This window comes from Bacteroidota bacterium, assembly GCA_037133915.1.
Taxonomy (GTDB): Bacteria; Bacteroidota; Bacteroidia; order Bacteroidales; family CAIWKO01; genus JBAXND01.
Map to the genome: position 1 here is coordinate 60,427 of JBAXND010000002.1, position 26,244 is coordinate 86,670.

Annotated in this window: 20 protein-coding genes; 9 read left to right on the plus strand and 11 right to left on the minus strand. The window is 43.0% G+C overall.

What is annotated here, in order from left to right; translation table 11 throughout:
• Positions 1-5 precede the first annotated feature (5 nt).
• Positions 6-2,156: a cytochrome c biogenesis protein CcdA gene (locus tag WCM76_01120; protein MEI6764207.1), complete on the plus strand. Its 2,151-nt coding sequence runs from the start codon at positions 6-8 to the stop codon at positions 2,154-2,156.
• A gap of 45 nt (positions 2,157-2,201) precedes the next feature.
• The gene (locus WCM76_01125) at positions 2,202-2,747 is read left to right on the plus strand and encodes an AraC family transcriptional regulator (protein ID MEI6764208.1); all 546 of its coding nucleotides are present in this window, start codon (positions 2,202-2,204) and stop codon (positions 2,745-2,747) included.
• Positions 2,748-2,877: 130 nt separating this feature from the next.
• Here the strand turns inward: WCM76_01125 and WCM76_01130 are convergent, their stop codons facing one another.
• The 6 genes from WCM76_01130 to WCM76_01155 all read right to left on the minus strand — a co-directional run bounded on the left by WCM76_01130 (position 2,878) and on the right by WCM76_01155 (position 8,217).
• Positions 2,878-3,231 carry an MGMT family protein gene (locus tag WCM76_01130; GenBank protein MEI6764209.1) on the minus strand — a complete coding sequence of 118 codons (354 nt, stop codon included), beginning with the start codon at positions 3,229-3,231 and terminating at the stop codon, positions 2,878-2,880.
• An 18-nt stretch (positions 3,232-3,249) separates the two neighbouring features.
• Positions 3,250-3,915 carry a tRNA (guanosine(46)-N7)-methyltransferase TrmB gene (gene trmB, locus WCM76_01135; GenBank protein ID MEI6764210.1) on the minus strand — a complete coding sequence of 222 codons (666 nt, stop codon included), beginning with the start codon at positions 3,913-3,915 and terminating at the stop codon, positions 3,250-3,252.
• A gap of 23 nt (positions 3,916-3,938) precedes the next feature.
• Complete coding sequence (locus tag WCM76_01140) at positions 3,939-5,036, minus strand: SPOR domain-containing protein (protein ID MEI6764211.1); 1,098 nt, start codon at positions 5,034-5,036, stop codon at positions 3,939-3,941.
• Positions 5,037-5,196: 160 nt separating this feature from the next.
• A complete protein-coding gene (locus WCM76_01145) occupies positions 5,197-5,637 on the minus strand; it encodes a hypothetical protein (protein ID MEI6764212.1) in 441 nt (146 codons plus the stop codon).
• A gap of 288 nt (positions 5,638-5,925) precedes the next feature.
• On the minus strand, positions 5,926-7,617 hold the full coding sequence (locus tag WCM76_01150; protein ID MEI6764213.1) for a carboxylase: 1,692 nt from the start codon (positions 7,615-7,617) through the stop codon (positions 5,926-5,928).
• Between the two features lie 159 nt (positions 7,618-7,776).
• Complete coding sequence (locus WCM76_01155) at positions 7,777-8,217, minus strand: hypothetical protein (protein MEI6764214.1); 441 nt, start codon at positions 8,215-8,217, stop codon at positions 7,777-7,779.
• Positions 8,218-8,411: 194 nt separating this feature from the next.
• Here WCM76_01155 and WCM76_01160 point away from each other — a divergent pair, with 194 nt between their 5' ends.
• The 4 genes from WCM76_01160 (at position 8,412) to WCM76_01175 (ending at position 16,445) form a co-directional block, all read left to right on the plus strand.
• Positions 8,412-10,070: a Zn-dependent hydrolase gene (locus WCM76_01160; protein MEI6764215.1), complete on the plus strand. Its 1,659-nt coding sequence runs from the start codon at positions 8,412-8,414 to the stop codon at positions 10,068-10,070.
• 81 nt (positions 10,071-10,151) lie between these two features.
• Positions 10,152-10,895, plus strand: coding sequence for a copper homeostasis protein CutC (locus WCM76_01165; protein MEI6764216.1), 744 nt, complete (start codon positions 10,152-10,154; stop codon positions 10,893-10,895).
• Positions 10,896-10,929: 34 nt separating this feature from the next.
• Positions 10,930-13,494, plus strand: a complete 2,565-nt coding sequence (locus tag WCM76_01170; GenBank protein ID MEI6764217.1) for a glycoside hydrolase family 2 protein — start codon at positions 10,930-10,932, stop codon at positions 13,492-13,494.
• Positions 13,491-16,445 (plus strand): GH92 family glycosyl hydrolase, encoded by a 2,955-nt coding sequence (locus tag WCM76_01175; protein MEI6764218.1) that lies wholly within the window; start codon positions 13,491-13,493, stop codon positions 16,443-16,445. The genes WCM76_01170 and WCM76_01175 overlap by 4 nt, the downstream gene beginning before the upstream one ends.
• Before the next feature lie 20 nt (positions 16,446-16,465).
• Here WCM76_01175 and WCM76_01180 read toward each other — a convergent pair whose 3' ends face one another.
• Positions 16,466-16,987 (minus strand): hypothetical protein, encoded by a 522-nt coding sequence (locus WCM76_01180; protein ID MEI6764219.1) that lies wholly within the window; start codon positions 16,985-16,987, stop codon positions 16,466-16,468.
• Positions 16,988-17,268: 281 nt separating this feature from the next.
• Between WCM76_01180 and WCM76_01185 the strand changes: the two genes are divergently transcribed.
• Positions 17,269-17,715 (plus strand): nucleoside deaminase, encoded by a 447-nt coding sequence (locus WCM76_01185; GenBank protein MEI6764220.1) that lies wholly within the window; start codon positions 17,269-17,271, stop codon positions 17,713-17,715.
• Between the two features lie 128 nt (positions 17,716-17,843).
• On the opposite strand, the gene WCM76_01190 is transcribed toward WCM76_01185, so the two are convergent.
• The 3 genes from WCM76_01190 to WCM76_01200 form a co-directional block, all read right to left on the minus strand.
• Positions 17,844-18,251 (minus strand): hypothetical protein, encoded by a 408-nt coding sequence (locus WCM76_01190; GenBank protein MEI6764221.1) that lies wholly within the window; start codon positions 18,249-18,251, stop codon positions 17,844-17,846.
• Positions 18,252-18,513: 262 nt separating this feature from the next.
• The gene (locus tag WCM76_01195) at positions 18,514-19,452 is read right to left on the minus strand and encodes an adenosine deaminase (protein ID MEI6764222.1); all 939 of its coding nucleotides are present in this window, start codon (positions 19,450-19,452) and stop codon (positions 18,514-18,516) included.
• A gap of 610 nt (positions 19,453-20,062) precedes the next feature.
• Positions 20,063-22,579, minus strand: coding sequence for a PKD domain-containing protein (locus WCM76_01200; protein ID MEI6764223.1), 2,517 nt, complete (start codon positions 22,577-22,579; stop codon positions 20,063-20,065).
• Between the two features lie 176 nt (positions 22,580-22,755).
• Here WCM76_01200 and gltX point away from each other — a divergent pair, with 176 nt between their 5' ends.
• Both gltX and WCM76_01210 read left to right on the plus strand, forming a co-directional pair.
• Positions 22,756-24,276 carry a glutamate--tRNA ligase gene (gltX, locus tag WCM76_01205; protein ID MEI6764224.1) on the plus strand — a complete coding sequence of 507 codons (1,521 nt, stop codon included), beginning with the start codon at positions 22,756-22,758 and terminating at the stop codon, positions 24,274-24,276.
• Between the two features lie 4 nt (positions 24,277-24,280).
• Entirely contained in the window at positions 24,281-25,003 is a 723-nt protein-coding gene (locus WCM76_01210; GenBank protein ID MEI6764225.1) for a tRNA threonylcarbamoyladenosine dehydratase, read from the plus strand.
• A gap of 123 nt (positions 25,004-25,126) precedes the next feature.
• Here WCM76_01210 and fbaA read toward each other — a convergent pair whose 3' ends face one another.
• Positions 25,127-26,206 carry a class II fructose-bisphosphate aldolase gene (gene fbaA, locus WCM76_01215; GenBank protein MEI6764226.1) on the minus strand — a complete coding sequence of 360 codons (1,080 nt, stop codon included), beginning with the start codon at positions 26,204-26,206 and terminating at the stop codon, positions 25,127-25,129.
• Between the last annotated feature and the right edge of the window lie 38 nt (positions 26,207-26,244).

The following is a 26,244-nucleotide window of genomic DNA, read 5'->3' on the forward strand; positions in this document are numbered from 1 at the left end:
AATCTATGAAGCCCACGAAATTCAGAGCTTTTTCACTGCTGTTCATTTTTATATTACTCAGCTCATACACCTTTTCTCAGGTGATAGAGCCTGTAAAATGGACTTACGCCACCAAGAAAATCAGCGACAATGAGGCGGAACTACAATTCACAGCAACGATGCTTGCCGGCTGGCACCTGTATTCGCAAAACCTGCCTAAAGATGCCGTGGGGCCGATTGCTACACTTTTTAAATTCAAGAAGAGCACAAATTACCAGCTCGACGGCAAAGTGCGTGAATCCAAACCCATAGAAGAATACGATAAGAATTTTGAGATGGTGCTTAAGTACTTCAATGGAAAAACCACATTTAAACAGAAAATAAAAATACTTTCTGCCAGGCCTTTCAGCGTTACGGGAAGCATTGATTTTATGTCGTGTAACGATGTAAGCTGCATTTTTCCGGAGCCCGCAAATTTTGAATTTAAACTGGAAGGTGCCGCTAATCCTGCTGTTGCAGATAATAAAGTTGCTGATACCGTTGATTCATCAGCTCTGAAAGCCGCTGCCGACAGCCTGAAGTTGAAAGCTGCCGACACAACAAAAAATGCCGGAACCATTACCGGAGATTCAGGAAATCCCGTTGCAGGCCGGAGCATGTGGGGGCTGTTTATTTTTGCATTTTTGATGGGTCTCGCAGCCATTATTACACCCTGCGTATTCCCGATGATTCCGATGACTGTGTCTTTTTTTATGAAAGGCAGCGAAAATAAGCGCAAAGCGCGCTTTCAGGCCATGTTCTACGGCATATCAATTGTTGCAATCTATACCATTCCCATTGCTTTGCTAATCATCATTTCATACATGTTCGGGAAAGGTGCTGTCACAGCCGACATCTTCAATTGGCTTTCCACACACTGGTTGCCTAATATCTTGTTTTTCCTCGTATTTGTGCTATTTGCAGCGTCATTTCTTGGCATGTTCGAAATTGTTATGCCAAACTGGCTGGTAAATAAAATGGATTCAAAGGTTGATAAAGGCGGATTCTGGGGCCCTTTCTTTATGGCATTTGTGCTCGTACTGATATCGTTTTCATGTACGGGCCCTATTGTGGGCTGGGTGGTGGTTGAATCATCCACCGGTGGCGGGCAAATCATTAAACCCATTATTGCAATGCTCGGTTTCTCAATAGCATTCGCACTACCATTTACGTTATTTGCGTTTTTTCCTTCGCTGATGCAGCGCCTTCCTAAGTCGGGCGGATGGCTCAATTCAGTAAAAATAGTGTTGGGTTTTATTGAGCTTGCCTTTGGTTTTAAATTTTTAAGCGTTGCCGATCAAACATATCACTGGGGCATACTCGACCGCGAAATATACATAGCCATATGGATTGTGATATCTGCACTATTGGGTCTTTATCTTCTCGGCAAACTTAAATTTTCTCACGATTCGGAATCAAAACATGTGAGCGTTCCGCGTCTCGGTCTCGCCATCATCGCATTTACATTTATGGTGTATCTGGTTCCGGGCATGTTCGGTGCGCCGCTCAAAGCCTTATCGGGATACTTGCCTCCACAGCAAACCCATGATTTTGACCTCAACGCCATTATTCGCGACAACGCAAACATCGGAAAAGCAGAAACTGCCGAAGTGTGCGGCGAAACAAAATATGGCAATCTGTTTCACCTGCCACATGGGCTCAAAGGCTATTTTGATTTTGTTCAGGGTGTTGAATGTGCCAGGCAGCAAAACAAACCCATATTTATTGATTTCACCGGTCACGGATGCGTGAACTGCCGCGAAATGGAAGCCAACGTGTGGTCGGATCCTCAGGTGCTGAAACTGCTTCGCGAAAAGTTCGTTATTGTTACACTTTATGTGGACGATAAAACAGACCTGCCCGAAAATGAATGGGTGACCTCACTTTACGACGGCAACGTGAAAAAGACCATCGGTAAAAAATATGCCGACTTCCAGATATCTTGGTTCAATGTGAATGCACAGCCATATTATGTGCTGTTTGATCCATTTGTTGAATTAAAAGAAAAAGCCAGTGTTGAGAAAGCTAAATTGGCTCAACCCAAAGCATACGACCTGAATGCCGCGAATTTTGTGACTTTTTTGAATAACGGGCTCTCAGAATTTAACAAGCGGCATGGTGCACCTGCCGCAAAATAGAAGCAACGCCCTACGGAAACCACGGCAAACATAGCAGTCAAAAATATGGTGTGCACTTGCTGCTCACTCGTAATCAGGCAAGTGCTTGAGAAAACAGGTGTGCGCGTAAATCAGGTTTCGCTGGGTGAGCTTTCAATTACCTATGATGCATCCGAAATTAAATTTTCACGCATAGAGGATGTGCTTGCCCGCAACGGGTTTCCCGTGGTTCAGGACAAGGAAAAAATACTGGTTGAGCAGATAAAAACAGCGGTTATTGAGCTCATCCATTTTGCAGGGAATAAAAATTCAATCATCCGCAATTCCGATTATCTGGTTGAAAAACTGGGGCTGTCCTATCAATACCTTTCGGGGATATTTTCAAAGCATGAAGGAACCACGCTGGAGCGTTTCATCATTCTTCATAAAATTGAAAAAGTAAAAGAATTGCTGGAGTACGGCGATCTCACGCTCAGTGAAATTTCATATGATATGGGTTATAGCAGTGTTCAGTACCTTTCCACGCAATTCCGTGCCATCACCGGCGAATCGGTTACATCCTACCGTAAAACCCCGGGCGCAGGTCGCAAGCCTCTCAATGAAATTTATTAATGGGGCAATGATTGAAGAAGTCAGAAAAACACTGATTTTTAGGATTGTATTCCGAAAATTGATACGAATTTTCGGAATGAATTCCGGATATTCAATATATTTTCCCGAATCATTGAGAAGATTAGATGCCTTATTTGTTCAGGCTGAACGGATCCCAGAATAATTTTTTGAAATCAACGACCCGGTCGTTCTCAACACGCACGCCTTCATTGATTAGCAGTTCAGCCATCAGCGATGATCCGCCGAAATGATGTTTGCCTGTGAGCATGCCGATACGATTCACCACACGGTGTGCCGGCACATAATCATGGTGTGTGTGTGATTTGTTCATCGCCCATCCCACGGTGCGAGCCGAGCCGCCGCTCCCGAGATAACGAGCCATGGCGCCATAGCTGGTTACACGTCCGTAAGGAATAAGCCGAGCCAGCTCAAATACCCTTTCAAAAAATGGCTCGTCATGGAAGCGTTGTGGCTCTTTGCTCATCCGGCTATTGCTTAAAAGTTATTTAAGTGTAAAGCGAATGTAATTTATTTTCAAACCCTGTGCTAACCACATCTGCTCATAAAAGGTCTGAATAGAGGAGGCTTCATCGTGGATATCCAGTGAATATAAGTCGTTTGTTTCGAACAGCAGGCTGTGACCATTTTCCTTAATCACGTCTAAAGTATATTCGTACAATGGCCGGTTGTCGGTTTTTAGGTGGATTTCGGCTCCGGGTTTGAGAACATTGCTATATTTACTCAGAAAATGCTGGGACGTAAGCCGCTTGTCCGATTTTGCATTTTTCAGATAGGGGTCAGGAAAGGTAATCCAGATTCCACTTACTTCGTCCTTTGCAAAAAAGCTCTCAATCAGCGAGATTTCTGTCCGTAAAAAACCAACATTACTGATATTATTTTCTAAAGCGGTTTTGGCTCCGCGCCACATGCGTGCCCCTTTGATGTCAATACCCAGATTATTTCGTTCAGGATATTTTTGAGCAAGACCAACCGTATATTCACCTTTGCCACATCCAAGCTCAAGCCACAGGGGCTGTTCGTTCTTAAAAAAATCTTTATTCCAGAGTCCTTTCAGGTAACAGCCTGTTAATGCCTGTTTGTAAGGTACTTGTATGAAGTTTGGAAACTGTGCAGTTTCAGCGAAACGAAGTAATTTATGTTTGGCCACCGGAGATTCAGCTAATAAAAAAATTAAATTTTTGCCAGCCAGGCGTTCGGGTTGGTTTCATGAACTTTCGACAGCCTGGCAGAGGCTTCCTGCTCGCTTGCGTAGCGACCGAAATACACCTTATAATACCCGGCGCCACTTGGTTCTGTAATACCTGCCTGTGCAAAACCTTGTGCTCTGATTTCACGGAGGTAATTCTCGGCAAATTCACGGGTCTTGTTACAACTGCCTATGATGTAGTAATGAAGTTCAACATTGTTTTCTGCCGGGTCGACGGCAATCGCCGGTTCTGCTTCCACAACCGTAACTAAGGTGTCGGCTGGATTAAATACGGTTTTTCCTGTAATAAAAGGATAAATTACATCAGAATCGGGTGCTGACGGATTCTTTAAAATTATTGTTTTATCGGAAGTATTGAAAAGCCCGGCATAAACGGTTGTTTTTTCCGGTTGAGGCGTCGGGGCGATATACGCGACTTCGGTGGTTGTTTTCTCTTTATTGAAAAAGGAAAAATAGCCCGAATTACTGGTATAAATATCTTTCAGCAGACCAATGTTGAATACGCCCCACACAAATACGGCAGCGGCAGGAATACTTACAATGGTGAGTCTGCGAATGGCTTTGCGGTTTTTGGGAAGACGCTCCGAACGATGCTTTTTATTTTCGTCGAAAGTGCGCTGTAAACGCTCCTGAATACCTTCTCTTTTGATTGCCGGAGAAGTAAACCCACTGAAGCCGAATGATTCAAGCAGATAGTTCGTGTCTTTTTCAGGGTCGAACTGAATATTTCCTTCCCTGTCGGGGAATAATGTGCCCACTTTAACAATCTCTACGCGCCCGTTTTCGCGAAGCCGGTGTGAACACTGATCGGAAAAATCCTGAATGCGTGCCAGTGCCTCGGCATAGGTCAGTTTCTCTTTTATGGCGATATAGTTGGCCAACAGCCCGTCATTATTCTTTAGACTGGCATTGAATAAGATATCTTTTGCCGGAGGCGTAAACGTATGAAGTACAGGGTGAATCTTTGCCGGAGAATAATTGGCAATAAAGCCACCAAGTCCGGGAACAATCACGCAATCCTGACGCACTAATAATTCACTAATATATTGAAGGACTTCCATTTTCAGTTTTTCAAGCGGGGTTCATTTCAATCTGCTAATATAGAAAAGAAATCCGTTGATTTGGCGCCGGCCGAAAAAAAAACAAAGAGGAAGGATTAAACAAAAAAAAGGAGCCAATCGGCTCCCGTTTTAGTTGATAGATGATATTGGTTGTTTAGGGTTATTTCACGGTATGTAATGAGGTAATCAGAAGAGCAGTATAAGGGTCAACGGGGGCATTGGTTTCAAGTGCTTCGTCAAGGTTAATCTGAACTTCGATGTTGCTGGCGCCAATTCTCGGTGCCGAAAGCTGACCAATGTAACCGACCTGATAATTGCCGCTGTTGCCGTTTACTGTGCTCATGATGTAATAATTGCCGTCAGCTGAAAGAGAAACTTGAAAATCGGGGCTCAGAGCCATTTTATCGGTGGCAATCAGGTCATAACTGCCGGTCATGTCAAACTCGCTGTAATTCCAGGTAGCGGTGTTCTCGGTCGAGAGACCATCGTTCTGTGAAGAAGCACTGTTCGTAAAAGCAACTGCAAAAAACATTACGAAAACTGCAGTCACTGTGGCGAAGTTGCTGATGAAGTTCCGGTTGTTATTTGAGTTCGTTTTCATGGCTTTTGTTATTTGCGCCGTTGTTGTTTCTCTATATACAAATGTACATCCAAATCACGACCCGATTCCACAGGCATATGACCTGAATAGCACAGGTCATTTATCCCGACTTAATTCAGGTCTTTTAACCTATAAAATTTTACTTTGGGAAAATTGCATAATCCACCAAGCAATGGGAGGGACCAATTGTATAAACTATAGGGTAAGAAAAAGGATAATTTTAGGTGCAAAAGAATCGGTTAATCCAATCTTTCTTCAGTCTTATATCTGTAGTCTAAATTCTTACGTCTAATAATTGTAAAGCCCGTCCATGAGGCGCTGCAGCTTTTCTTCCGGCGTAAGAATTTCGTATTTTTCCTTTTCTTTCAGATGCTTTTTTCTTTTTATTTCTTCAATCTCGTGTATCTCGTTCAGATATTTGTCTATCATTCTCTTTTTAAGAAAATCATAGGCCACTGAAGGAAACAGCTCAAGAAGCAATTGTTCTTTTTCGTTTTGGGCAAGATGAACATCGCCGTACTCGGGGTATAACGGATTTTCCTGTTTGCGATAGTTGCGCGTGTCATACGGCGTTTCCTCATGTACGCCGGCAATTTTATAACGAAATTCAGGATCTACGGGAACAGGCGTATGTCCGTAAAGGCCTTTCACAAGATTCACGAACTGTATAGATTTGGTGGTATAGAAAGGCTGTCCTTTATTCTCGTCAATCACGCAATTCACCGCCTGAACGCCAATAATCTGACTCGTGGGTGTAACCAGTGGCGGGCAACCTGCGGCAAGCCTTACGGTTGGAATGATTTCAAGTGTGCGGGGCAGCAGTTTTTCGAGTTTCAGACCTTTGAGCTGCGACAGCATATTGGTGTACATTCCGCCCGGAATTTCTGCGTTTTTTACCAATTCGTCGGGGGGCGGGAAATTAAAATATTTTTCTATTTTCTGGCAAACAGCAATTAATTCAGCTTCTTTATCGGCATTGGCCAGTTCTATTGCCTTATCAAATAAAGTATCGATCCTTTTCGGAAGGGTTCCCGTGGATATGTCAAAATCAAGCGGATACAATTTGTAGCTGTCTATATCGGCCATTTCTAAACGAATGGCTTTCAGCTCCAGATTGATTTTTGCAACGGCTTCAAGATTCACGCCGGTTTCAATTCCAAGTTTATTACAGAATACCTGAACCAGCTCGAAAGCCGGAGCTGCCGGACCACCGCTGAATGGCAAGATGGCCGTGTCCAGAATATCAACACCTTTGATGATGGCCGTGAGTGATGAAGCCAGCCCGTATCCCGGTGTGCAATGGGTATGAAAATCAATAGGTATCTTTACTTTTTTCTTAAGCATTTCTACCAAACGACCGGTTTTGCCCGGAGGTATCAGCCCCGCCATATCTTTGATAGTAATCATGTCGGCGCCTAGTTTTTCCAGCTCCACCGCTTTCTTTACAAAATACTCTTTCGGAAAAACATTGTTCGGCAGGCGCTTCAGATGCATCGCGGCTTTTATCCTGTCCATTGCCGTAAAATGCGGGTCAACCGTGTAACAAACAGTCGCATCAGCCAAGCCGCCGTTTTCTTTCACATAGCGAATGGTCGACTTCATGTTGTCAACGTCATTCAGCGCATCAAAAATGCGCATGATGCCAATACCCGATTGCACGGCATTGCGGTTAAAACCTTCAATTACTTCTTCCGGATAAGGATTGTATCCAAAAAGATTGCGTCCGCGCGATAGGGCTGTGAGTTTTGATACATCACCAATAGCTTCTTTTATTGACTCCAGCCTTGTCCAGGGATTCTCATTCAAAAACCGCATAATAGAATCGGGAACGGCGCCGCCCCATACTTCAAGGGCATAAAAATTCGCTTCCTTATACAAGGGCAACACCCTGTCAACCTGAGCCTGATTCATGCGGGTGGCAAACAGCGACTGCTGCCCGTCGCGCAGCGTAACATCACGAATTAATAATGTGCGTTTCATAGAGCAGTATGGTTTGGACTGTATCTAAAAAATATGTTAATATCAGTAATTCAAATATTTAAAACAATTGATTAACTATTGTTAAATAGTTAACAACAAAATTACTGCTTTTTAAAATACAAAGAGAAAAGGAGAAAAAATTTTCTTTCGGGAATAATTTTAGAAGGTATGGCACATCGTAAACCGGTGTTTGCCTGAATAATGATTAGCGGCCTTGAATTTTTTACTGAATATTTTTGTAAAGAATACGCTGCCGTTCTTTTTCTTATGTTTTAAATGGTGAACATTCTTGGTTACACTTACCGACGCAGAAGCCCTGTTTACTGTGGCGGCTGATAACTGCGAAGAGCCCCAGTGGCTATTCGTATTGACCTCTATCGTTCCCGACTGCTGCACCTGCTGATTGTAGGTGATAACCTGCTGCACCTGCTCATTATCGTTACTATTGATATCTTCATTTCCCAGCCCGCCATGAGGTTGATTTATCTGATTGTCCGTATTAACCTGAGGATTGACATTAATCTGAGGATCGGCTTGCTGCGGCTGTGCACTTACAGTCACAGCTAATGCAACGAATAAAAGGAATAATATGTGGCGCATTATGGTACGATTTGGTTATGATAATTGGTCTTGAAAATTTAAAACAGCAAAAACCGTGCAGAACAAATGCCTTCCATAAAACCACTCATTATTTTTATGTGTTTGACTCTCATTTCGGCATGTCTGTCTTCTTTATCAAATAATAACTAATTTAGTAACCTCAAATTGTATAAAAACCCAAAAATCCATTTTTTATGAAAACAGGAATATTCAAAACCTCCATACTGCTTCTTGCCGCAGTATTCGTTTTAGCCGGATGTGGCGCGAACAAAAAGAACGACAAAGCCCCGATGACCAAAGAAGACTCCCTTATGCAGAAAAAAATCAATTCGTTTGCTGTGGTAAAACTTACCACCGACATGAGCAAAATCACTGACAAGGAAAAGCAGATGATTTCTATTCTTATAGACATCGCACAGATAATGGACGGTCTTTACTGGAAACAAACATTTGGTGATAAAGCTGTACTCGACACGATTAAAAATGAGCTTGTGAAAAGATATACCGTTATCAACTACGGACCTTGGGAACGTCTGAACAACAATACGTCTTTTGTGAACGGCTTTAACGAAAAGCCCAAAGGCGCGGGATTTTATCCTGCCGATATGACCAAAGAAGAGTTTGAAAAATTGCAGGATAAAAATAAAGCCGGATTGTACACTGTGATACGCCGTAATGAGGATAAATCATTAAAAGTTGTCTGGTACCACGATGAATACAAAACCGAACTTCAGAAAGCGTCTGATCTCTTAAAAAAAGCGGCAGAGCTTGCCGAAGATGCCGGACTGAAAAAATATCTTGAACTGCGTGCAACTGCGCTCGTTACCTCCGATTATCAGCCCAGCGATATGGCATGGATGGACATGAAAACAAATCATATCGATTTTGTGGTTGGCCCTATAGAGAACTATGAAGACGGTCTGTTTGAATATAAAGCAGCCTTTGAATCCTTTATTCTGGTAAAGGATATGGAATGGAGTAAAAAACTGGATAAATACATCAGCCAGTTACCGGCCCTGCAACTGGAATTGCCGGTTGATGCTAAATTCAAAAAAGAAGTTCCCGGAACATCATCAGATCTTGGTGTTTATGATGCAATATATTATGCCGGTGATTGCAATGCAGGTAGCAAAACCATTGCCATCAACCTTCCGAACGATGAGCAGGTCCAGCTTAAAAAAGGCTCTCGCAGAATTCAGCTCAAGAATACCATGAAAGCCAAATTTGATAATATACTGATGCCGATTGCCAACAAGCTGATGGACAAAACCCAGTTGGCAAATGTAAAATTTGATGCCTTTTTCAATAATGTAATGTTCCACGAAGTGGCACACGGTCTGGGTATTAAAAATACGATTAATAAAAAAGGTACGGTGCGCGAAGCACTGAAAGATGTGTTCTCTGCTTTTGAAGAAGCCAAAGCCGATATTCTTGGTTTGTACATGACCACCAGCCTGATAGATAAAGGCGAACTTACGGGTATTACAAAAGAAGATTGCTATGTTACTTACATGGCAGGTATTTTCCGCTCGGTACGTTTTGGAGCTGCAAGCGCACACGGTAAAGCAAATATGATGTGCTTTAATGCCTTTGAAGATGCAGGCGCATTCACTATTGGCAGCGACGGCACTTATAAAGTGGATTTTGCAAAAATGAAAGTTGCGGTTGGAACATGGGCCTCTAAAATACTCGAACTCCAGGGCAACGGTGATTACGACGGTGCGAAGAAGTATTTAGAAACCAATGCCACCATACGACCACAATTACAGAAAGAACTTGATGCGCTGAAATCTGCCGACATTCCTGTTGACGTGGTTTTTGATCAGGGAAAGGAAGCGTTGGGAATAAAATAATTCAGACACAGATCGCACCTTTGGCTTAAGGTGCCGTCTGGTTTTTCAGGAAAATGCACGAGCTTAAAAAATCATAAGCATATGATTGAAGTACCTGTTTTTTCTGTTGAATCTGCAATAGCCGCAATGAAAGGCGGTGCAGGCAGACTTGAGGTCTGCAGCGGTTTTCCCGAAGGGGGCACCACGCCCTCTTTTGGTTTGCTTACGCTGATAAAAGAAAAAGTAAACATTCCTGTGCATGCAATGATACGACCACGCGGAGGTGATTTTCTTTACAGCGAATATGAATTTGAAATCATGAAACGCGATACCATGCACTGTCGCAGCCTCGGGATTGAAGGTGTTGTATTCGGAATATTGCTGCCAAATGGTGATGTGGATGTTGAACGATGCAAAACGCTTGTCGAATTTGCACGGCCCATGTCAGTCACCTTTCATCGCGCATTCGACCGCTGCCGCGAGCCGTTTATCGCATTAAACACACTGGTCGATTGTGGCTTTAATCGTCTCCTTACTTCCGGACAGGCTGTCACGGCTGATAAAGGAACAGACCTCATCGTTGACCTTATTAAAGATGCAGGTAATTCACTTATCGTAATGCCGGGTGCAGGCGTGAATGAAAAAAACATCGGAATGATTGCTAAAACAACCGGCGCTGTGGAATTTCACCTTTCCGGGAAAGTAAAACAAGACAGTCTGATGGAATTTAGAAGAGAAGAAATCAGTATGAAAAGCAACGGTGCAGAATCGGATTATGAACACTATTTTACATCAGCCGAAAAAATAATGTTAGCAAGGGAAGTGCTTGAATCGCTTGTTCGATAGGCGTTTCAATAAAGTGAATTAATTACAGGGAACAGTGAAGAATTTCAGATTGCTTTGTCTGATTGTTTTGCCTTTAGGCATTTTCGCACAAGGCAATCAGTCTGTGAACATCACAAATGGCTGGAAATTCAGAAAAGCCGGTGAACAGCAATGGCTGCCGGCAAGTGTACCGGGAACTGTTCATACCGACCTACTCGCCAATAAATTAATTTCCGACCCGTTCTATGGGTCCAATGAAAAAACACTGCAGTGGATTGAAAGCTGCGACTGGCAATACACATGTAATTTTGATATCCCTGACAGTATTGATATTTCACACCGTTGCGAACTTGTATTCGAAGGGTTGGATACTTATGCACATGTTTACCTGAATGATTCTCTGATACTGACCGCCGACAATATGTTCCGCGGCTGGCGTGCGCCGTGTGAAAATATTCTGAAACGAAAAAATAATCAACTGCTTATTGTATTCGAATCGGCCGTGAATAAAGGCCGGCAGATGGCTAAAATGCTTCCGTATACATTGCCGGGCGACGAAAAAGTATTCACCCGAAAAGCACAATATCAGTACGGATGGGACTGGGGACCGCGCTTTGTTACCTGCGGAATATGGCGTCCCGTAAGGATAGAAGCATGGAATGAGTTCAGGGTTTCAGACGTACACATCACAACGAATACGTTCAACGAAAAAAAAGCGGAGCTTACCGCTGCATTCGAAATTATTTCGGACGTTGCAGAAGACGTTAAAATTGAAGTGCAGAACACCTTTAATCCCGATGAAACCAAAATTAAATCATTCAGACTGAACCCGGGTCTGAATGTGTTTTCAATGGATTTCAGCATCAGCAAACCTTTGCTGTGGTGGTGCAACGGGCTGGGTGTGCCCTTCATGTATCCGGTTCTTGTACGTGTGAAAAGTAACAATGGCGGTCATTTCGAAAATGTTATTCCTTATGGAATTCGGAAAATTGAACTGGTGCGGGAAGTCGACAGCCTTGGAGAATCCTTCATTTTCAGACTTAACGGACGAAATATCTTTGCCAAAGGCGCTAACTATATACCGCCCGACAACTTCATGCCCCGTGTTGATTCTTCTAAATATGACGCTATGCTTGACAATGCCGTTGCCTGCCATATGAACATGCTTCGTGTGTGGGGTGGCGGAAATTATGAAAGCAATCTTTTTTACCGCTTATGCGACGAAAAAGGTATTCTGATATGGCAGGATATGATGTTCGCCTGTGCCATGGTTCCGGGCGATTCAGCATTTATTGATAACGTAAAAAAAGAGGTGACAGAGAATATGTGCCGTCTGCGTAATCACCCATGCATTGCCCTGTGGTGCGGAAATAATGAAATGGACGAAGGATGGCACAATTGGGGATGGCAAAAACAGTACGCTTACACATCTCAGGATTCATCTGCAGTCTGGCATGATTACATTTCGGTTTTTCAAAAAATGATTCCTGAAATTGCTTCACGCTATTCTCCGGAAATACCTTATATATCAAGCTCTCCGCAGATAGGGTGGGGGCATGATGAAAGTATGCGGCGCGGCGATTCGCATTACTGGGGCGTTTGGTGGGGCATGGAATCTTTTAAGGTGTATGAAAAAAAAGTGCCTCGCTTTATGAGTGAATTTGGTTTTCAGGGTGTGCCCGATATGGCTACTATCAGGGCATTCACTGATTCTGCAGGTATGCAGTTATTTTCTGAAGACCTGAAATCACATCAGAAACATCCCACCGGATTTGAAACAATTAATTCATACATGGCTCTTGAATACCCCGTTCCTGCTGACTTAGCTGATTATAATTACATAAGTCAGTTGTTGCAGGCAAATGGAATGCAGCGCGCCATTGAAGCGCACAGACGCGCTATGCCTCGGTGTATGGGCAGTTTATACTGGCAGTTCAATGATTGTTGGCCCGTGGTCTCCTGGTCGGGAAGCGATTATTACGGTCGATGGAAAGCCCTCCAATACGCTGTCAGAAGTGCTTTCGCCGACCCAATGATATCAATCTTCAATAATTCAGGAACAATGCAGGTCTATCTGATATCAGATACATCTTCTTGCAAAGGTCTGATAAACCTCTCTCTGACACGATTTGACGGTACTGTTTTGTGGAGCCGCAATATCGATGCACAAGCAAAGCCCGGAGCATCAAAAATAATTTTTGAAATGCCCATAGGCTCTTTAATCAAAGATAGTTCTTTGATGAGGTCATGCCTGCTCAGCGCGACTTTCAATGATGCCGATAAATATATTACGGGAGAAGATATTCATAAACTCTATTTTTTCACTGAACCCAAAGAACTGTCGCTGGAAAAGCCTGATATTAATCTGAAATTTACCCGTTATACCGACAAATTTTGGGAAATAACACTCGAAACAGGTATTTTTGCTAAAAATATATGCCTTGTTCCTCAAGGAACCGATGCATCATTCAGCGATAATTATTTCGATCTGCTGCCAAATCAACAAAAAACGATTCAGTGTATTTTCAACAATACAGTGAGTAATCCGGCAACGGTGATTAGGATAAAAAGTTTGTACGATATAATACAAATAAATCAAAAACTACCCGATTTAAAATGATTCTAAAAAACAACTTCAAATTATTTTATTGGTTCGGTCTTATCTTTTTTTATACCGGGTTTTCTTCATTCGGACAGGTAAAAGATTATGCATCACTTGTAAATCCATTTATAGGGACCGCTGGACACGGTCACACGTATCCGGGTGTTTCAGCGCCTTTTGGCATGGTACAGCTCAGCCCCGATACAAGGCTCAGTGGTTGGGACGGTTGTTCCGGATATCATTATTCTGATAGTGTCATTTACGGTTTCTCACACACACATCTCAGTGGCACCGGGTGTTCCGACTATGGCGATATTTTATTTATGCCCGTTTCCGGGAAACCTGTTTTTTTAAATACGCAGTACTGTTCCACCTTTAGTCATTCAAAAGAAACAGCTACAGCCGGCTATTATAGCGTATTTTTAGAGAAGCCACATGTTAAGGTAGAACTTACTGCCGGCGCAAGGGCGGGACTTCATAAATATGTTTATTCAGATAGTTTGAATGCCGGCATTGTTATCGATCTCGAACATCGCGACAAAGTTCTGGAATCATCCATTGAATATGTGAATGAGTATGAGGTGCGCGGAATGCGGCGTTCAAAAGCATGGGCCGACGATCAGGTTGTTTATTTCTGCGCGCGCTTCTCGCTCCCGATTGCAAAATATATTTTTATTGATGGCGATAGCGCTTCTGCAGACGGCAATGCCTCTAAGTTACGCAGCGGACTGAGAGTAAAAGCGTTTCTTAATTTTAATCTCGATTCAACAAAAACACTTCTGGTTAAAGTCGCCATTTCAGCCGTCAGTACTGATGGTGCGGCAAAAAATCTCGATGCCGAAATTCCCGGATGGGATTTTAATTCGGTCCGCGAAAATGCACGAAAATTGTGGAATATAGAACTTGGAAAACTGGATGCAGAAGGCGGAAGCCCAAGGCAAGACACAATTTTCTATACAGCACTTTATCACGCCATGCTCAGCCCGAATCTTTACATGGATGTCGACGGCCAGTACCGTGGAACCGATAAAAAAGTGCATAAAGCCGACGGATTTAATTACTATACGGTTTTTTCGCTTTGGGATACCTATAGAGCTGAGCATCCGCTGCTCAGTATTATAGATCGTAAGAGAACAGGCGATTTTATTAATACCTTTCTAGCGCAATACCAACAGGGTGGCTTGCTGCCTGTGTGGGAGCTTTCAGAGAATGAAACCTTTTGCATGATTGGTTATCACAGTGTTCCCGTAATCGTTGATGCCTATATGAAAGGTATACACAGCTTCGACACAGTGCTAGCTCTGGAAGCTATGAAGAACAGTGCCGATGCTTTCCGCAGCGGACTGGCTGACTATAAAAAAAATGGTTTCATTTCGGCAGAAAATGAGTCGGAATCCGTTTCAAAAACGCTTGAATATGCCTATGACGACTGGTGTATTGCTGTGATGGCGCAAAAAATGGGAAGGACTGAGGATTACAAAAAATATATACGGCGTGCCCAGTCGTACAAAAATCTGTATGATCCAGCAACCGGATTCATGCGAGCCCGTCAAAACGGTATGTGGTATGAACCTTTCAATCCGGGCGAAGTAAATTTTAATTATACCGAAGCCAACGCCTTTCAATATGGATTTTATGTACCCCAGGATATTACCGGACTTATTAACTTGATGGGCGGACGCAATAAAGCCATCGAAAAATTAGATGCGGTTTTTGAAACAGAGCAAAAACTCAGCGGACGTGAACAGCCTGATATCACCGGGCTTATCGGACAATATGCGCAAGGCAATGAACCAAGCCATCATATGGCTTATATGTATGATTATCTTGGGCAACCATGGAAAACTCAAAAACTTATCGATCGTATTACGAAAACAATGTACACCAATCAGACCGATGGCCTGATTGGAAACGAAGACTGTGGCCAGATGTCGGCGTGGTTTGTGATGAGCGCCATGGGATTTTACCCGGTCTGCCCCGGAAGCAGCCAGTATGCTATTGGTAAGCCTATGTTTCCCAAAATGACTATTCACCTTGAAAATGGCAAAGATTTCATCATTATTGCCGACAGTCTTTCATATCTGAACACCTTTATTTATAAAGCCTGGCTCAATGACAGTATTTATAATAACAGTTTTCTGAACCATTCCGATATTGCAGAAGGCGGCAAAATGGTTTTTAAAATGCGGTTTAATTCAAATAGCGATTGGGCGAGCCGCACTATCGAATGTCCTTCAACTACCATTCTCGATTGCCCGATAGTTCCGGCGCCATGGATTGATGCAAAGGGTAAAACGTTCAGTACGGAACAACTTGTTGCGATTAAAGCACTGACAACGGATACGGAAATATATTTTACCACCGACGGAAAAGAGCCCGATATCAGCTCAAAACGTTATTCAGCACCATTCACAATTGCCGAAACTACTACTATAAAAGCCATCGCGTTTAAAAGAAGTATTGGAAAAAGTGCCGTTATCACGAGTCATTTTATTAAAACGCCCAAAGGACGCAGCATCCGTTTGAAATCTAAATACAGCCCACAATATACCGCCGGCGGTCCCGAAGGCTTGATTGATTACCAGCGCGGCGGACCCGATTTCAGAACCGGTAATTGGCAGGGCTACTGGGGCGATGATTTTGAAGCTGTTGTCAATCTGGGAAGCGAAAAGAAAATCTCAAAAATATCAGCCGGTTTTCTGCAGGATGTAAAATCATGGATATGGATGCCTGCCGAAGTCAAGTTCTATGTTTCTGACGACGGGCACTCCTTTAAACTTGTAAAAGAGATAAAAAATAATATTTCAGATAAGGACTATACCGTCGTTGTAAAAGAGTTCGAAACACAAGCGGATACACGAGCCCGTTATGTGAAAATTGAAGCAAAAAACTACGGTATAATTCCACAATGGCACGATGGCGCCGGTGGTAAAGCCTGGATATTTATTGATGAAATTACGGTGGAATAATTCAGCGGATTATTGCACAATCACGAAAACCCATTTACAACATGAAACTGCTGCTTGATTTCTTCGGGGCGGTTTATATAATATTTCTTAAATCCACAGGCAACGTATCTCAAATCATTTTTGCTTAAATATGCCGCTTGCTCTTTTGTAAGCTTCAATAGAATACGGTTGTAAAAAATATACTGACTTGCCCATTGGGAGGCATCTCCCTGAGCACATTCGCTGCGATTGGCTTCAAAACAGCTCAATACCATGGAGCTGCCATCGGCAAATTTGAAAAATACAGGATCGCCTTCATCAAAGCTCTGCTGTAATTCACTTTCTGCCTTTATCTGTATGCCGTAAGTTTTATCTATTCTGAATGAAGATGTCCAGATATAATGAGGTGCCGATTTTAAATCGCTGCGCGATGAACCGATCTTCTTCAATTCACAAATAGCCGAGCGTTCCCTCAATATCCGGCTGATATCCGGATAGGAATTCTCAAGCGAAAACCTTGAGCATAGGAATAGCAGATTGTATATGATTGAAGGACCTTCCATTGTTTTTTTTACGCTTGCGAAGATAAATAAAGACACATTCCTGCAGCAGCCATTAACATTTATTTATTAACATAAATCGTTTAATAAGTAGACTATACCGCCATAAAAATAAAAACAAGTTCACAATTTCTGTTTTGGCATAAGCCCGGTTTTTACGAATTTTAACGAATAATTGCCGTGGCATTACTTTCGTCCAAAAATTATACTTTTACGCTCCTGTCTGCATCTATATAGAGAACCGGGTTTTCCCGATTATATTATTGTTTATGTAAAAAAGTTTTATGGATACCATTCTTTACTCTGATGAATATTTTATGCGGGAAGCCTTGAAAGAGGCACGACGCGCTTTTGAAGCGGATGAAGTCCCGATAGGTGCCGTTGTTGTTTCGCGCAATACGGTTATTGGTCGCGGTCATAACCTTACCGAAAGACTCAATGATATTACCGCACATGCCGAAATGCAGGCCATTACGGCTGCTTGTAATTATATTGGCGCAAAATATCTGGATGAATGCACCCTATACGTTACCATTGAACCCTGTGCCATGTGTGCAGGGGCTGCGTCATGGGCCCAGCTCGGACGTATAGTTTATGGCGCACCCGACGAAAAGAAAGGTTATACCCGTTTTTCTGAAGCTATTCCTCATCCAAAAACAAAAGTGGAGCATGGAATATTAGCGGCTGATTGTGCCGCGCTGATGAAAGATTTCTTTCAAAAGAAACGATAATACCAAAAACAAAAAAGGGGCGCATTGGCCCCGCCTTTTAGTTTTACTTAGCTGTTCTAGTTGCTTGCTCCTTAGTCTTTGCTCACCGGGGCAAGGAAGGTATTCTTTATGTTATTCGTTCATTGCAATCAGGGGGCATTTGAATCATTGTTATTCGTTCCAAGCGCCATGTCGTAATTTACTTCGTTCTCAATGTTGTTGCTTGCAATTTTCGGAGCTGAAAGCTGACCAATGTAACCAACTCTGTAATTGGTGCTGTTGCCTGTCTTTGTGCTCATGATGTAGTACATTCCGTCGTTAGAAAGGGTTACCATGTACACGGGGCTCAGTGCATTCTTTTCAACTGCAAGCAAATCATAATTAACGGCCGTGTTATACTCGCTGTTGTTAACCGTCGTGGCATTCTCGGAAGGGATATTGTCATTCTGGGATGTCGCGGTATTTGTGAAAGCAACTGCAAAAACCAGTACGAACATTGCAGTCACGGTGGCGAAGGTGCTGGTGAAGTTCCGGGTTATTTTGGAGTTGGTTTTCATGGCTTTTATTGTTAGGGCCGTTGGTGTGTTTGTTATAATACAAATGTACGCCCGAAAATATGGCTGTTTCAACGGGCATATGACCTGATTTGATGGGGGACTTTTGCACCGGTCTGGAATAGGTCTTTTGACCTATAAAAATGTCATTCCTTTTAAAAACAGGCGTAAAATATTTCTGAAATGCTTGATTGAAAAGGACTACATGAAGAGCAGCTTCTTCGGGAAGATAATCAATGGCTGTTTACGCTGGCTTATTTAATAATCAGGTAAGTCCGTTCATACGGATAATATCCAGTTCTTCGGGTGAAAACAATCCTGATTTATACAGATTGAAAAACTCATCCGAAACAGATTGTCCGAATATCATTAAGTCGTCGGTATTGACGGTTACTTTAATGCCGTGATCGAAAATCCTGCGTATCGGATGTTCAGCAATAGATGCAACCCTCGAAAGCTTTACGTTGCTGGTCGGACAAATGTTCAGCTGTATATTATTTTCCCGCACCCAGTTCATTACTTCCTGCGATTCAGCAACTGAAATTCCATGCTGAACCTCTTCTATACCTAAAACTTCTACGGTATGCCTTACCAATTCAGCATTCCCGAATTCGCCTGCATGAGCTGTCAGCTTCAATCCTGCTTTTCTCGCAGTATTATAAATTGAAGTGAAGTACTCCGGAGTACGTACCAGTTCTTCACCGTAGAGATCTATTGACTTGAAAAATCCGCTGCCGATGCATTCTTCTGCCGGCCCTGTAACAGCAGAAATATTCAGGGTGCGGTCAATCCCAAGTTGCGGAATAAAATGAATCTCCGGTGCAAATTCGTTTTTACATTGGTTAATAATACCCGTAAGTGCTTCAATATGGCGAATCCCCTTCATAAAAAATCGGAGGTCGAAACTCATTTGTAATACCTGAATGCCATCTGCACGGGCTTGTTTAAAAGCCGCATTCATTGCGTATTCAAAACCTTTTTCGGTCATAAGCAGGTTGATGAGGTTATCTGCCAGATAACGGTCCATTGCTCCGAGGTCTTTCATGATAGCCGGAGGTTTTGCGACTGATTGTTGTGCCCATTCTTCAAGGTATTCAAGCCTGCTGCCTAAAGCAGCATGGTTATGCAGGTCGCTTTTCGGTGACTTCATCACCAATTCAATGCTGTTTTCGTATAATCCTTGAATGAAATCGTTGCTATCCATTTCGAATCTATTAGAGGTTTTAAAGGTACAAGAATTCAGAAAATTCAGGGCCTCAAATGTTCGTAAAATAAAAAAGCCACCCTTTACCAGGTGGCTGGATTATTAGTAGTTTAAGAAGTTAATTTAAGTCAAAACCCCATTCAGGGCTTTATTGCTCAGCGTTATCCTAAAACGATGCATGCGCCGAGTACTACGAGCATTAAGGCTGCGTAGGCAATCCACCAAAAATATTCTTTCGCGGTGTCCATAGCTTGTGTTTTTTTTGGGTTAATGATATGTTTGTTAATAATTACAAAGTTCTTTGAAAAAATATCCCAAAACAAAGCATAAAAAGATATCGGCAGATATTAAAAAGTTTAAGGTAAAAGAACGACAGATTTGTTATTTTCTATAAATATAGTATATAAAAGGACAAAAAAAAAGGGCAAAGGTTGCCTGAAACATAATCAATTGTTTGATTTATAAAGAATAGTGAAAATTTCTTTATGATAATCAAATCGACAAATCATAAAAAAAAGCCGCTAAACAGCGGCTTTTTGTAGCTAAAACATCGAATAAGAATATTGTTAATGATAAAACGTCGAAACAATATTTAACAATTATTAACAAATTATTCTATCGCAACTTTTTGAAAGAAGGTCTGGCCAGAAGTGGAAACTTTTAATAAGTAGAGTCCGGGATTATATCCGGCAATTGTAATTATCTCTGAAATTTCAGATGTTGCCGAAGTTTCCATTTTAGAATAGATAGATTGTCCTGTAAGAGTGAAAAGTTCAATTGAAATTACACCGGGTTCAATACCGCTGAGTGAAATGTGCAGTTGGTCGCTGACCGGGTTAGGATAAATATTGATATTCTCTCCTGCATTGGCAGCAATTCCTGAACACACATTGACTTTTGCTACAACAGGCACACGCGCGCTGATGCAATCAGGTCCTTTAATCTGCCAATTATAGAAATAGTAGTAACGAATAGTAGTAGCATTCGTTCCTTTTATTGAAACTACACCGGGCGTCGTTATTGGATAAGAAAAGCCTGCTGTGTTTCGGTACCATCCGGGACTTCCGGGACCACTAAGCCTTAATCCTGTGTCGGCAGGAAGATTGAAGTTAAGAGGAACTATGTTTTTACCTGCATTCAAAGAAACCGTTGCCGATTGCAAGGTGTTTCCTGCATGGTCTAACAATGTTATTACTTTGTTTGTCTGGCTGGCATTTGCATAAATATCTACCGTTTGCAAAACCGCCGGTGCGGAACAATCAAAACGCAGGTAGTAGACTTGGGTATTGGTAAAAAAGCCTCCACCACCGACTGTATCTGCTTTTCCGGCACTTACCGGTGCAGAAGCCACACTGTCTTCAACATAATATGTCGTGGTGCCGCTCAGCGGAACCGTTGTATAGGTGCTGCCGGTAAACAATGGCGAGCCGCCCGAGATAGCAGTGTACCAACGAAGAATGCCGCTGCCGCCGGCATTGAGTACTGCCGGCACCCAATTACAAACGGTGTCGCCTGTAACTGTCGGGGCTGTGGGAAGATTTACCGTTATATAGCTTGTCCGCGTAAGCGTATCACTCCCAACGCCATTGCCTGAGATAAGTTCAACGGTGTATGTTCCATTGGTATTATATGAGTGAAAAGGGTTTTGAGCGGTAGAAGTACCACCATCACCAAAATCCCAGCTCCATGTGGTTGGAGAATTTGATGACATATCCGTAAATTGCACATCGCCAATACAGGTGGTAATATGGTCGGCAATAAAATTAGCCGTAGGAGCAGCGGGACCTGCCGGATCATAGCCATCCAATACCTGAGGGTTTGTATTTGAAGGGTCAAGCCAATTGCTGAGTCTTGTTGAGCTCGTGCCACCGCCCGTCCACGAAACATAAAAGCGTCCATAGCAATCCCACATTTGTGATGCTCCGCATGCTGATGGTCCGCCATAAAGCTGACCCACAATATGGTGGTTAGGGTCAAACAAGGGCGAACCCGAAGAACCACCTTCAGTACAAGCAGCTCCTGACCAGTTTACCTGCCAGCAATCGGCAGCACCGTTACCGGCATCATATCCGTCGTAACGCTGCATCATTCCGGCAGGTGATATTTTTTTAATATCCCCGGAAGGATGATGAATACACATACCTGATGTAGGATGTACGGTATCACGGCTCCAGCCGGCATAATAAACGCTGAAGTTTGAAGGGGGTACTGAGCTCATCTCCACAAGGCAGAAGTCAGACCCAACATTGCGTGCGCGCAGTGTTGCACCTGAAATAGAATTATAAGTGGGTGATGATGCAGGATCGTTGCAGTCCGGGCTTTCCCAGTTAAACCAGAATATCCAGGATGCAGGGCTGCTGTAACAATGATTGGCTGTCAGAACGTAAGGCGTTCCGTCGTTTGCAGTATTATTTACAAGGGCACCCGAACAGAATCCATTGCTTCCGGAAACGAGCATACAAGCGGCACGTATCTCGTTATCCCAACCCGTTCCTGTAGGGCAATGTACATTGATTTGGCAGGACCCCGAGCTTCCGAAAGATTTTGTATAATCAGCAATGCCCCGGTATCCGTGTGTTACAGTGGCAATATTCAACTCTCCCGGAAATTTCACACCTGCAGGTTCATAATATTCAATATTTATGGCATCGCCCTGTACAAGTGTGGTAGCGAAAATCCGGTCTTCACGGTTATTAAAATCTGTAAAACCACCAATCATTGAACTGTGGTTGTCGCTGTATTCGTACAACGATGCGCCTTTTGGAAGGTGGTAATTATCAAATGTCAGATTAATGGTTTTCGCTCCCGGCGAAGAAATGCGCAGGCGCCACAGGCGGTCGCCATTCGGTAAAATGTCCCAGGTGCCGCTGTTTGCAGGGTTCAGGCTTACCTCAAGATTCTTTCCAAAACGCCAGGGCGTATCTTTATACTTATCAACAATGGCATCTTCGGACTGAAGAGCAGCTACATCAACAAAAGGCATTGCAATAGTTGCAACCTCCGGATTGAGGTGTTTTGCATTTGCTTTGTTGAAACTGAAAGGAGTTCCACCGTTGCTTATCTGAGCATTCACATAAAGCGAGCATACAATAAGCACCATAAAAATTGACAAAGTAATTTTCCGCATGAGAGAATATTATTAGGGTAGATTTTGTTGTAAAATTATGAAAACTCACGGGAACCCTCGCTAAAAGATTGTTAATTCAAAATATTGTTGCCGGAAATCATTCTCCATCCTATTACCGTACGGTGTTGATGAACCCGCCGCCTTTTCTTACCTTTGCGGCGAAATATATGAACATCATGGAACAGAAAGTGAGAGTGAGATTTGCACCAAGTCCTACGGGACCATTGCATATAGGTGGTGTAAGAACCGCATTGTACAATTATTTATTTGCCCGAAAACATGGTGGCACTTTTATTTTACGTATTGAAGATACAGACCAGACACGCTATGTGCAGGGTGCCGAAAATTATATTATTGAAGCCCTTGAATGGTGCGGAATAATTTTTGACGAAGGTGTTTCGAAAGGCGGTATTCATGCACCTTACCGGCAGTCGGAACGAAAAGACATGTACCGTGGATATGCCGATGCCATGGTAGCTGATGGCCACGCCTACTATGCCTTTGATACTCCTGAGGAACTGGATACTGCTCGCAAGGAAAAGGAATCGCGTAAAGAAACATTTCAGTATGATCAGAGTGTTCGTATGAATATGCGAAATTCTCTCACACTTTCTTCGGATGATGTGAAGGGAAGGATTGCACAAGGAGACCATTATGTTATCCGTATTCTCATGCCCGAAAACGAGGACGTTATTGTACATGACCTGATACGTGGCGATGTAGTTGTTAATACGTCGAAGCTGGACGATAAAGTACTGTTCAAATCAGACGGTATGCCTACGTATCACCTCGCTAATGTTGTTGACGATCACCTGATGGAGATTACGCACGTGATAAGGGGCGAGGAATGGCTTCCTTCGGCTCCGCTTCATGTATTATTGTACCGATATCTTGGATGGGACGGAACCATTCCTAAATTTGCGCACTTGCCGTTGCTTCTTAAACCCGACGGACAGGGCAAACTGAGTAAACGCGACGGAGACCGTCTTGGTTTTCCTGTATTTCCTCTTAACTGGATCAGTCCGGAAAACGGTGAGTTATCTTCAGGCTACCGCGAATCAGGTTATTTTCCGGAAGCGGTGGTGAACATTCTTGCACTGCTTGGCTGGAATCCGGGCACAGAGCAGGAATTATTCACTATGGAAGAAATGGTGCAGGCTTTCTCACTGGAGAAGGTGGGCAAACACGGCTCCAAGTTCGATCCTGAAAAGGCGAAATGGTTCAATCATCAATATCTGCAGAAAAAAACGGATGAAGAACTGGCAACTTTGTTTACGCCGGTTTTGAAAGAAAAAGAAATTAATGCTGAATTATCGTTTGTAACAGCTGTTTGTGCATTGGTAAAACACCGTGTAAATTTCATTCACGAGTTATGGAACCAGTCTTATTTCTTTTTTGCGGCACCAACAACATACGACGAAAAAACCGTAAAAGATAAATGGAAACCGGAGCTTGTATTGCCAATACAAACTATTGCTTCAATAATTAATGATGCAAATCCTTTTGATGCCGTGGTTACAAAACAGGCGGTGATGGACTTTATCAAAGAAAATCAGCTGAACACCGGACATGTAATGAATGCGCTGCGATTGCTTATTGTGGGAGCCGCGCTTGGTCCCGACCTTTTCGAAATCATAAAGCTGATAGGAAAAGAAGAAGCTGTACGCAGAATCAATAACGGTATTGAAAGATTATAACTGAATGTCGCATCCCGAATGGCTTTCGCGCTCTGAATTGCTGCTTGGCAACAATGGACTTGACAAACTGAAGGCGGCCCATGTTCTGGTAATCGGTCTTGGGGGTGTTGGAGGTGCTGCCGCAGAAATGCTGTGCAGAGCAGGTATCGGTCAATTGACGCTGGTTGATAAAGATACCATTCACGAAAGTAACCGAAACAGGCAGTTGCCAGCATTGATAAGTACCGACGGCTTCAGGAAAACAGACGTAGTGGCACAACGGTTACGCGATATCAATCCTGAAGTACAGCTCACGCTTATTTGCGAAGATGCCCGCGATGAGCGCATGATAGAAATTTTGTCTCAGCCCTATGATTATGTTGTGGATGCCATTGATACCTTATCTCCCAAAATATATCTGATTTACCACGGACTGCAGCTCGGCCGTCGAATTGTGAGTTCTATGGGCAGCGGTGGGCGTACCGACCCGACAATGGTAAGTGTTGCCGATATCTCCGAAACGCATACCTGCGCTTTTGCTTTTGACATTCGGAAGCGGCTGCGTCGTTTAGGTGTTGAAAATGGCGTGAAAGTGGTTTTCTCTCCTGAAAAAGTGAGTAAATCGGCCATTCTTCATCACGAAGGGGAGAAAAACAAGAAATCTATTGTCGGCACGGTTTCTTATATGCCCGTTGTTTTTGGGTGTCATTGCGCCTCGGTCGTGATAAGAGATATTGCTGAATTGTAATAAACAGTTGTATTTGCTTTTTCCACAATACATATTATCAAAAATCCACTTTTAGATAAAGTAAATTCAAAAAAAACGGCTGCCCTGAGAAGGCAGCCGAAAATATAGTTGTACCACAGAAAATTAATTTCTGTTGATAGCATTTAAATCTTCGAACGCAATTTTAAGCCTGTCAACCAGGGTTTTCTCGCCTTCTCTGAGCCATGCACGAGGATCGTAGAATTTTTTATTGGGTTTGTCGTCACCATCGGGATTGCCAATCTGACTCTGCAGGTAGCCTTCATTCTTTTTGTAAAATTTCATGATGCCTTCCCAGTAAGCCCATTGTGTATCGGTGTCGATATTCATTTTTATCACACCATATGAAATAGCTTCGGTAATCTGGGCTTTTTCTGAACCAGAACCTCCGTGGAATACAAAATTGACGGGGTTTTGAACAGTGCCGAGCTTTTTACAAATATATTCTTGTGAATTATGCAGAATAACCGGTTCGAGTTTAACGTTGCCCGGTTTGTATACACCGTGAACATTGCCGAACGATGCCGCGATTGTGAATTTATCGCTGACACTCATCAGTTGTTCGTAAGCATAGCAAACATCTTCGGGTTGGGTGTATAGCTTCGAACTGCTGATGCCTGAATGGTCAACGCCATCTTCTTCGCCGCCGGTTATACCCAGTTCAATTTCGAGCGTCATACCTATTTTGCTCATGCGCTCAAGGTAGCGTTTGCATGTTTCAATATTTTCTTCAAGAGGCTCTTCAGAGAGGTCGAGCATGTGAGAGCTGAAGAGTGATTTGCCAAAAGCTTTATAATGTTTTTCGCTGGCATCAATCAGTCCGTCAATCCATGGAAGAAGCTTACGTGCAGCATGATCGGTGTGAATAATTACGGGAATGCCATACAGTTCAGCCATCTGGTGAATGTGCATTGCACCGCTGATACTTCCTGCAATAGCAGCTTTTTCACCGGCATTGTTAAGCGATTTACCTCCAAAAAAGAGACCTCCGCCATTGGAGAATTGAATGATAACAGGCGAATTTACTGCCTTTGCAGCTTCCATAACGGCATTTACCGAGTTTGTTCCAACTACATTGACTGCGGGAAGTGCAAACCTGCCGGCACGTGCTATCCTGAAAATTTCCTGCACGGCATTGCCGGTAGCAACGCCGGCGCCAACCTTGTTCAAAATGCTTTCTGACATAGGGCTATTATTTAATGTGAATATGATTCCGGTCATGC

Excerpts from the sequence above, each read along its gene's own strand:
- WCM76_01120 (MEI6764207.1), top strand. The coding sequence starts at position 6 with ATGAAGCCCACGAAATTCAGAGCTTTTTCACTGCTGTTCATTTTTATA.
- WCM76_01125 (MEI6764208.1), top strand. The coding sequence starts at position 2,202 with ATGGTGTGCACTTGCTGCTCACTCGTAATCAGGCAAGTGCTTGAGAAA.
- WCM76_01130 (MEI6764209.1), bottom strand. The coding sequence starts at position 3,231 with ATGAGCAAAGAGCCACAACGCTTCCATGACGAGCCATTTTTTGAAAGG.
- WCM76_01140 (MEI6764211.1), bottom strand. The coding sequence starts at position 5,036 with ATGGAAGTCCTTCAATATATTAGTGAATTATTAGTGCGTCAGGATTGC.
- WCM76_01145 (MEI6764212.1), bottom strand. The coding sequence starts at position 5,637 with ATGAAAACGAACTCAAATAACAACCGGAACTTCATCAGCAACTTCGCC.
- WCM76_01150 (MEI6764213.1), bottom strand. The coding sequence starts at position 7,617 with ATGAAACGCACATTATTAATTCGTGATGTTACGCTGCGCGACGGGCAG.
- WCM76_01155 (MEI6764214.1), bottom strand. The coding sequence starts at position 8,217 with ATGCGCCACATATTATTCCTTTTATTCGTTGCATTAGCTGTGACTGTA.
- WCM76_01160 (MEI6764215.1), top strand. The coding sequence starts at position 8,412 with ATGAAAACAGGAATATTCAAAACCTCCATACTGCTTCTTGCCGCAGTA.
- WCM76_01165 (MEI6764216.1), top strand. The coding sequence starts at position 10,152 with ATGATTGAAGTACCTGTTTTTTCTGTTGAATCTGCAATAGCCGCAATG.
- WCM76_01175 (MEI6764218.1), top strand. The coding sequence starts at position 13,491 with ATGATTCTAAAAAACAACTTCAAATTATTTTATTGGTTCGGTCTTATC.
- WCM76_01180 (MEI6764219.1), bottom strand. The coding sequence starts at position 16,987 with ATGGAAGGTCCTTCAATCATATACAATCTGCTATTCCTATGCTCAAGG.
- WCM76_01185 (MEI6764220.1), top strand. The coding sequence starts at position 17,269 with ATGGATACCATTCTTTACTCTGATGAATATTTTATGCGGGAAGCCTTG.
- WCM76_01190 (MEI6764221.1), bottom strand. The coding sequence starts at position 18,251 with ATGAAAACCAACTCCAAAATAACCCGGAACTTCACCAGCACCTTCGCC.
- WCM76_01195 (MEI6764222.1), bottom strand. The coding sequence starts at position 19,452 with ATGGATAGCAACGATTTCATTCAAGGATTATACGAAAACAGCATTGAA.
- WCM76_01200 (MEI6764223.1), bottom strand. The coding sequence starts at position 22,579 with ATGCGGAAAATTACTTTGTCAATTTTTATGGTGCTTATTGTATGCTCG.
- gltX (MEI6764224.1), top strand. The coding sequence starts at position 22,756 with ATGGAACAGAAAGTGAGAGTGAGATTTGCACCAAGTCCTACGGGACCA.
- WCM76_01210 (MEI6764225.1), top strand. The coding sequence starts at position 24,281 with ATGTCGCATCCCGAATGGCTTTCGCGCTCTGAATTGCTGCTTGGCAAC.
- fbaA (MEI6764226.1), bottom strand. The coding sequence starts at position 26,206 with ATGTCAGAAAGCATTTTGAACAAGGTTGGCGCCGGCGTTGCTACCGGC.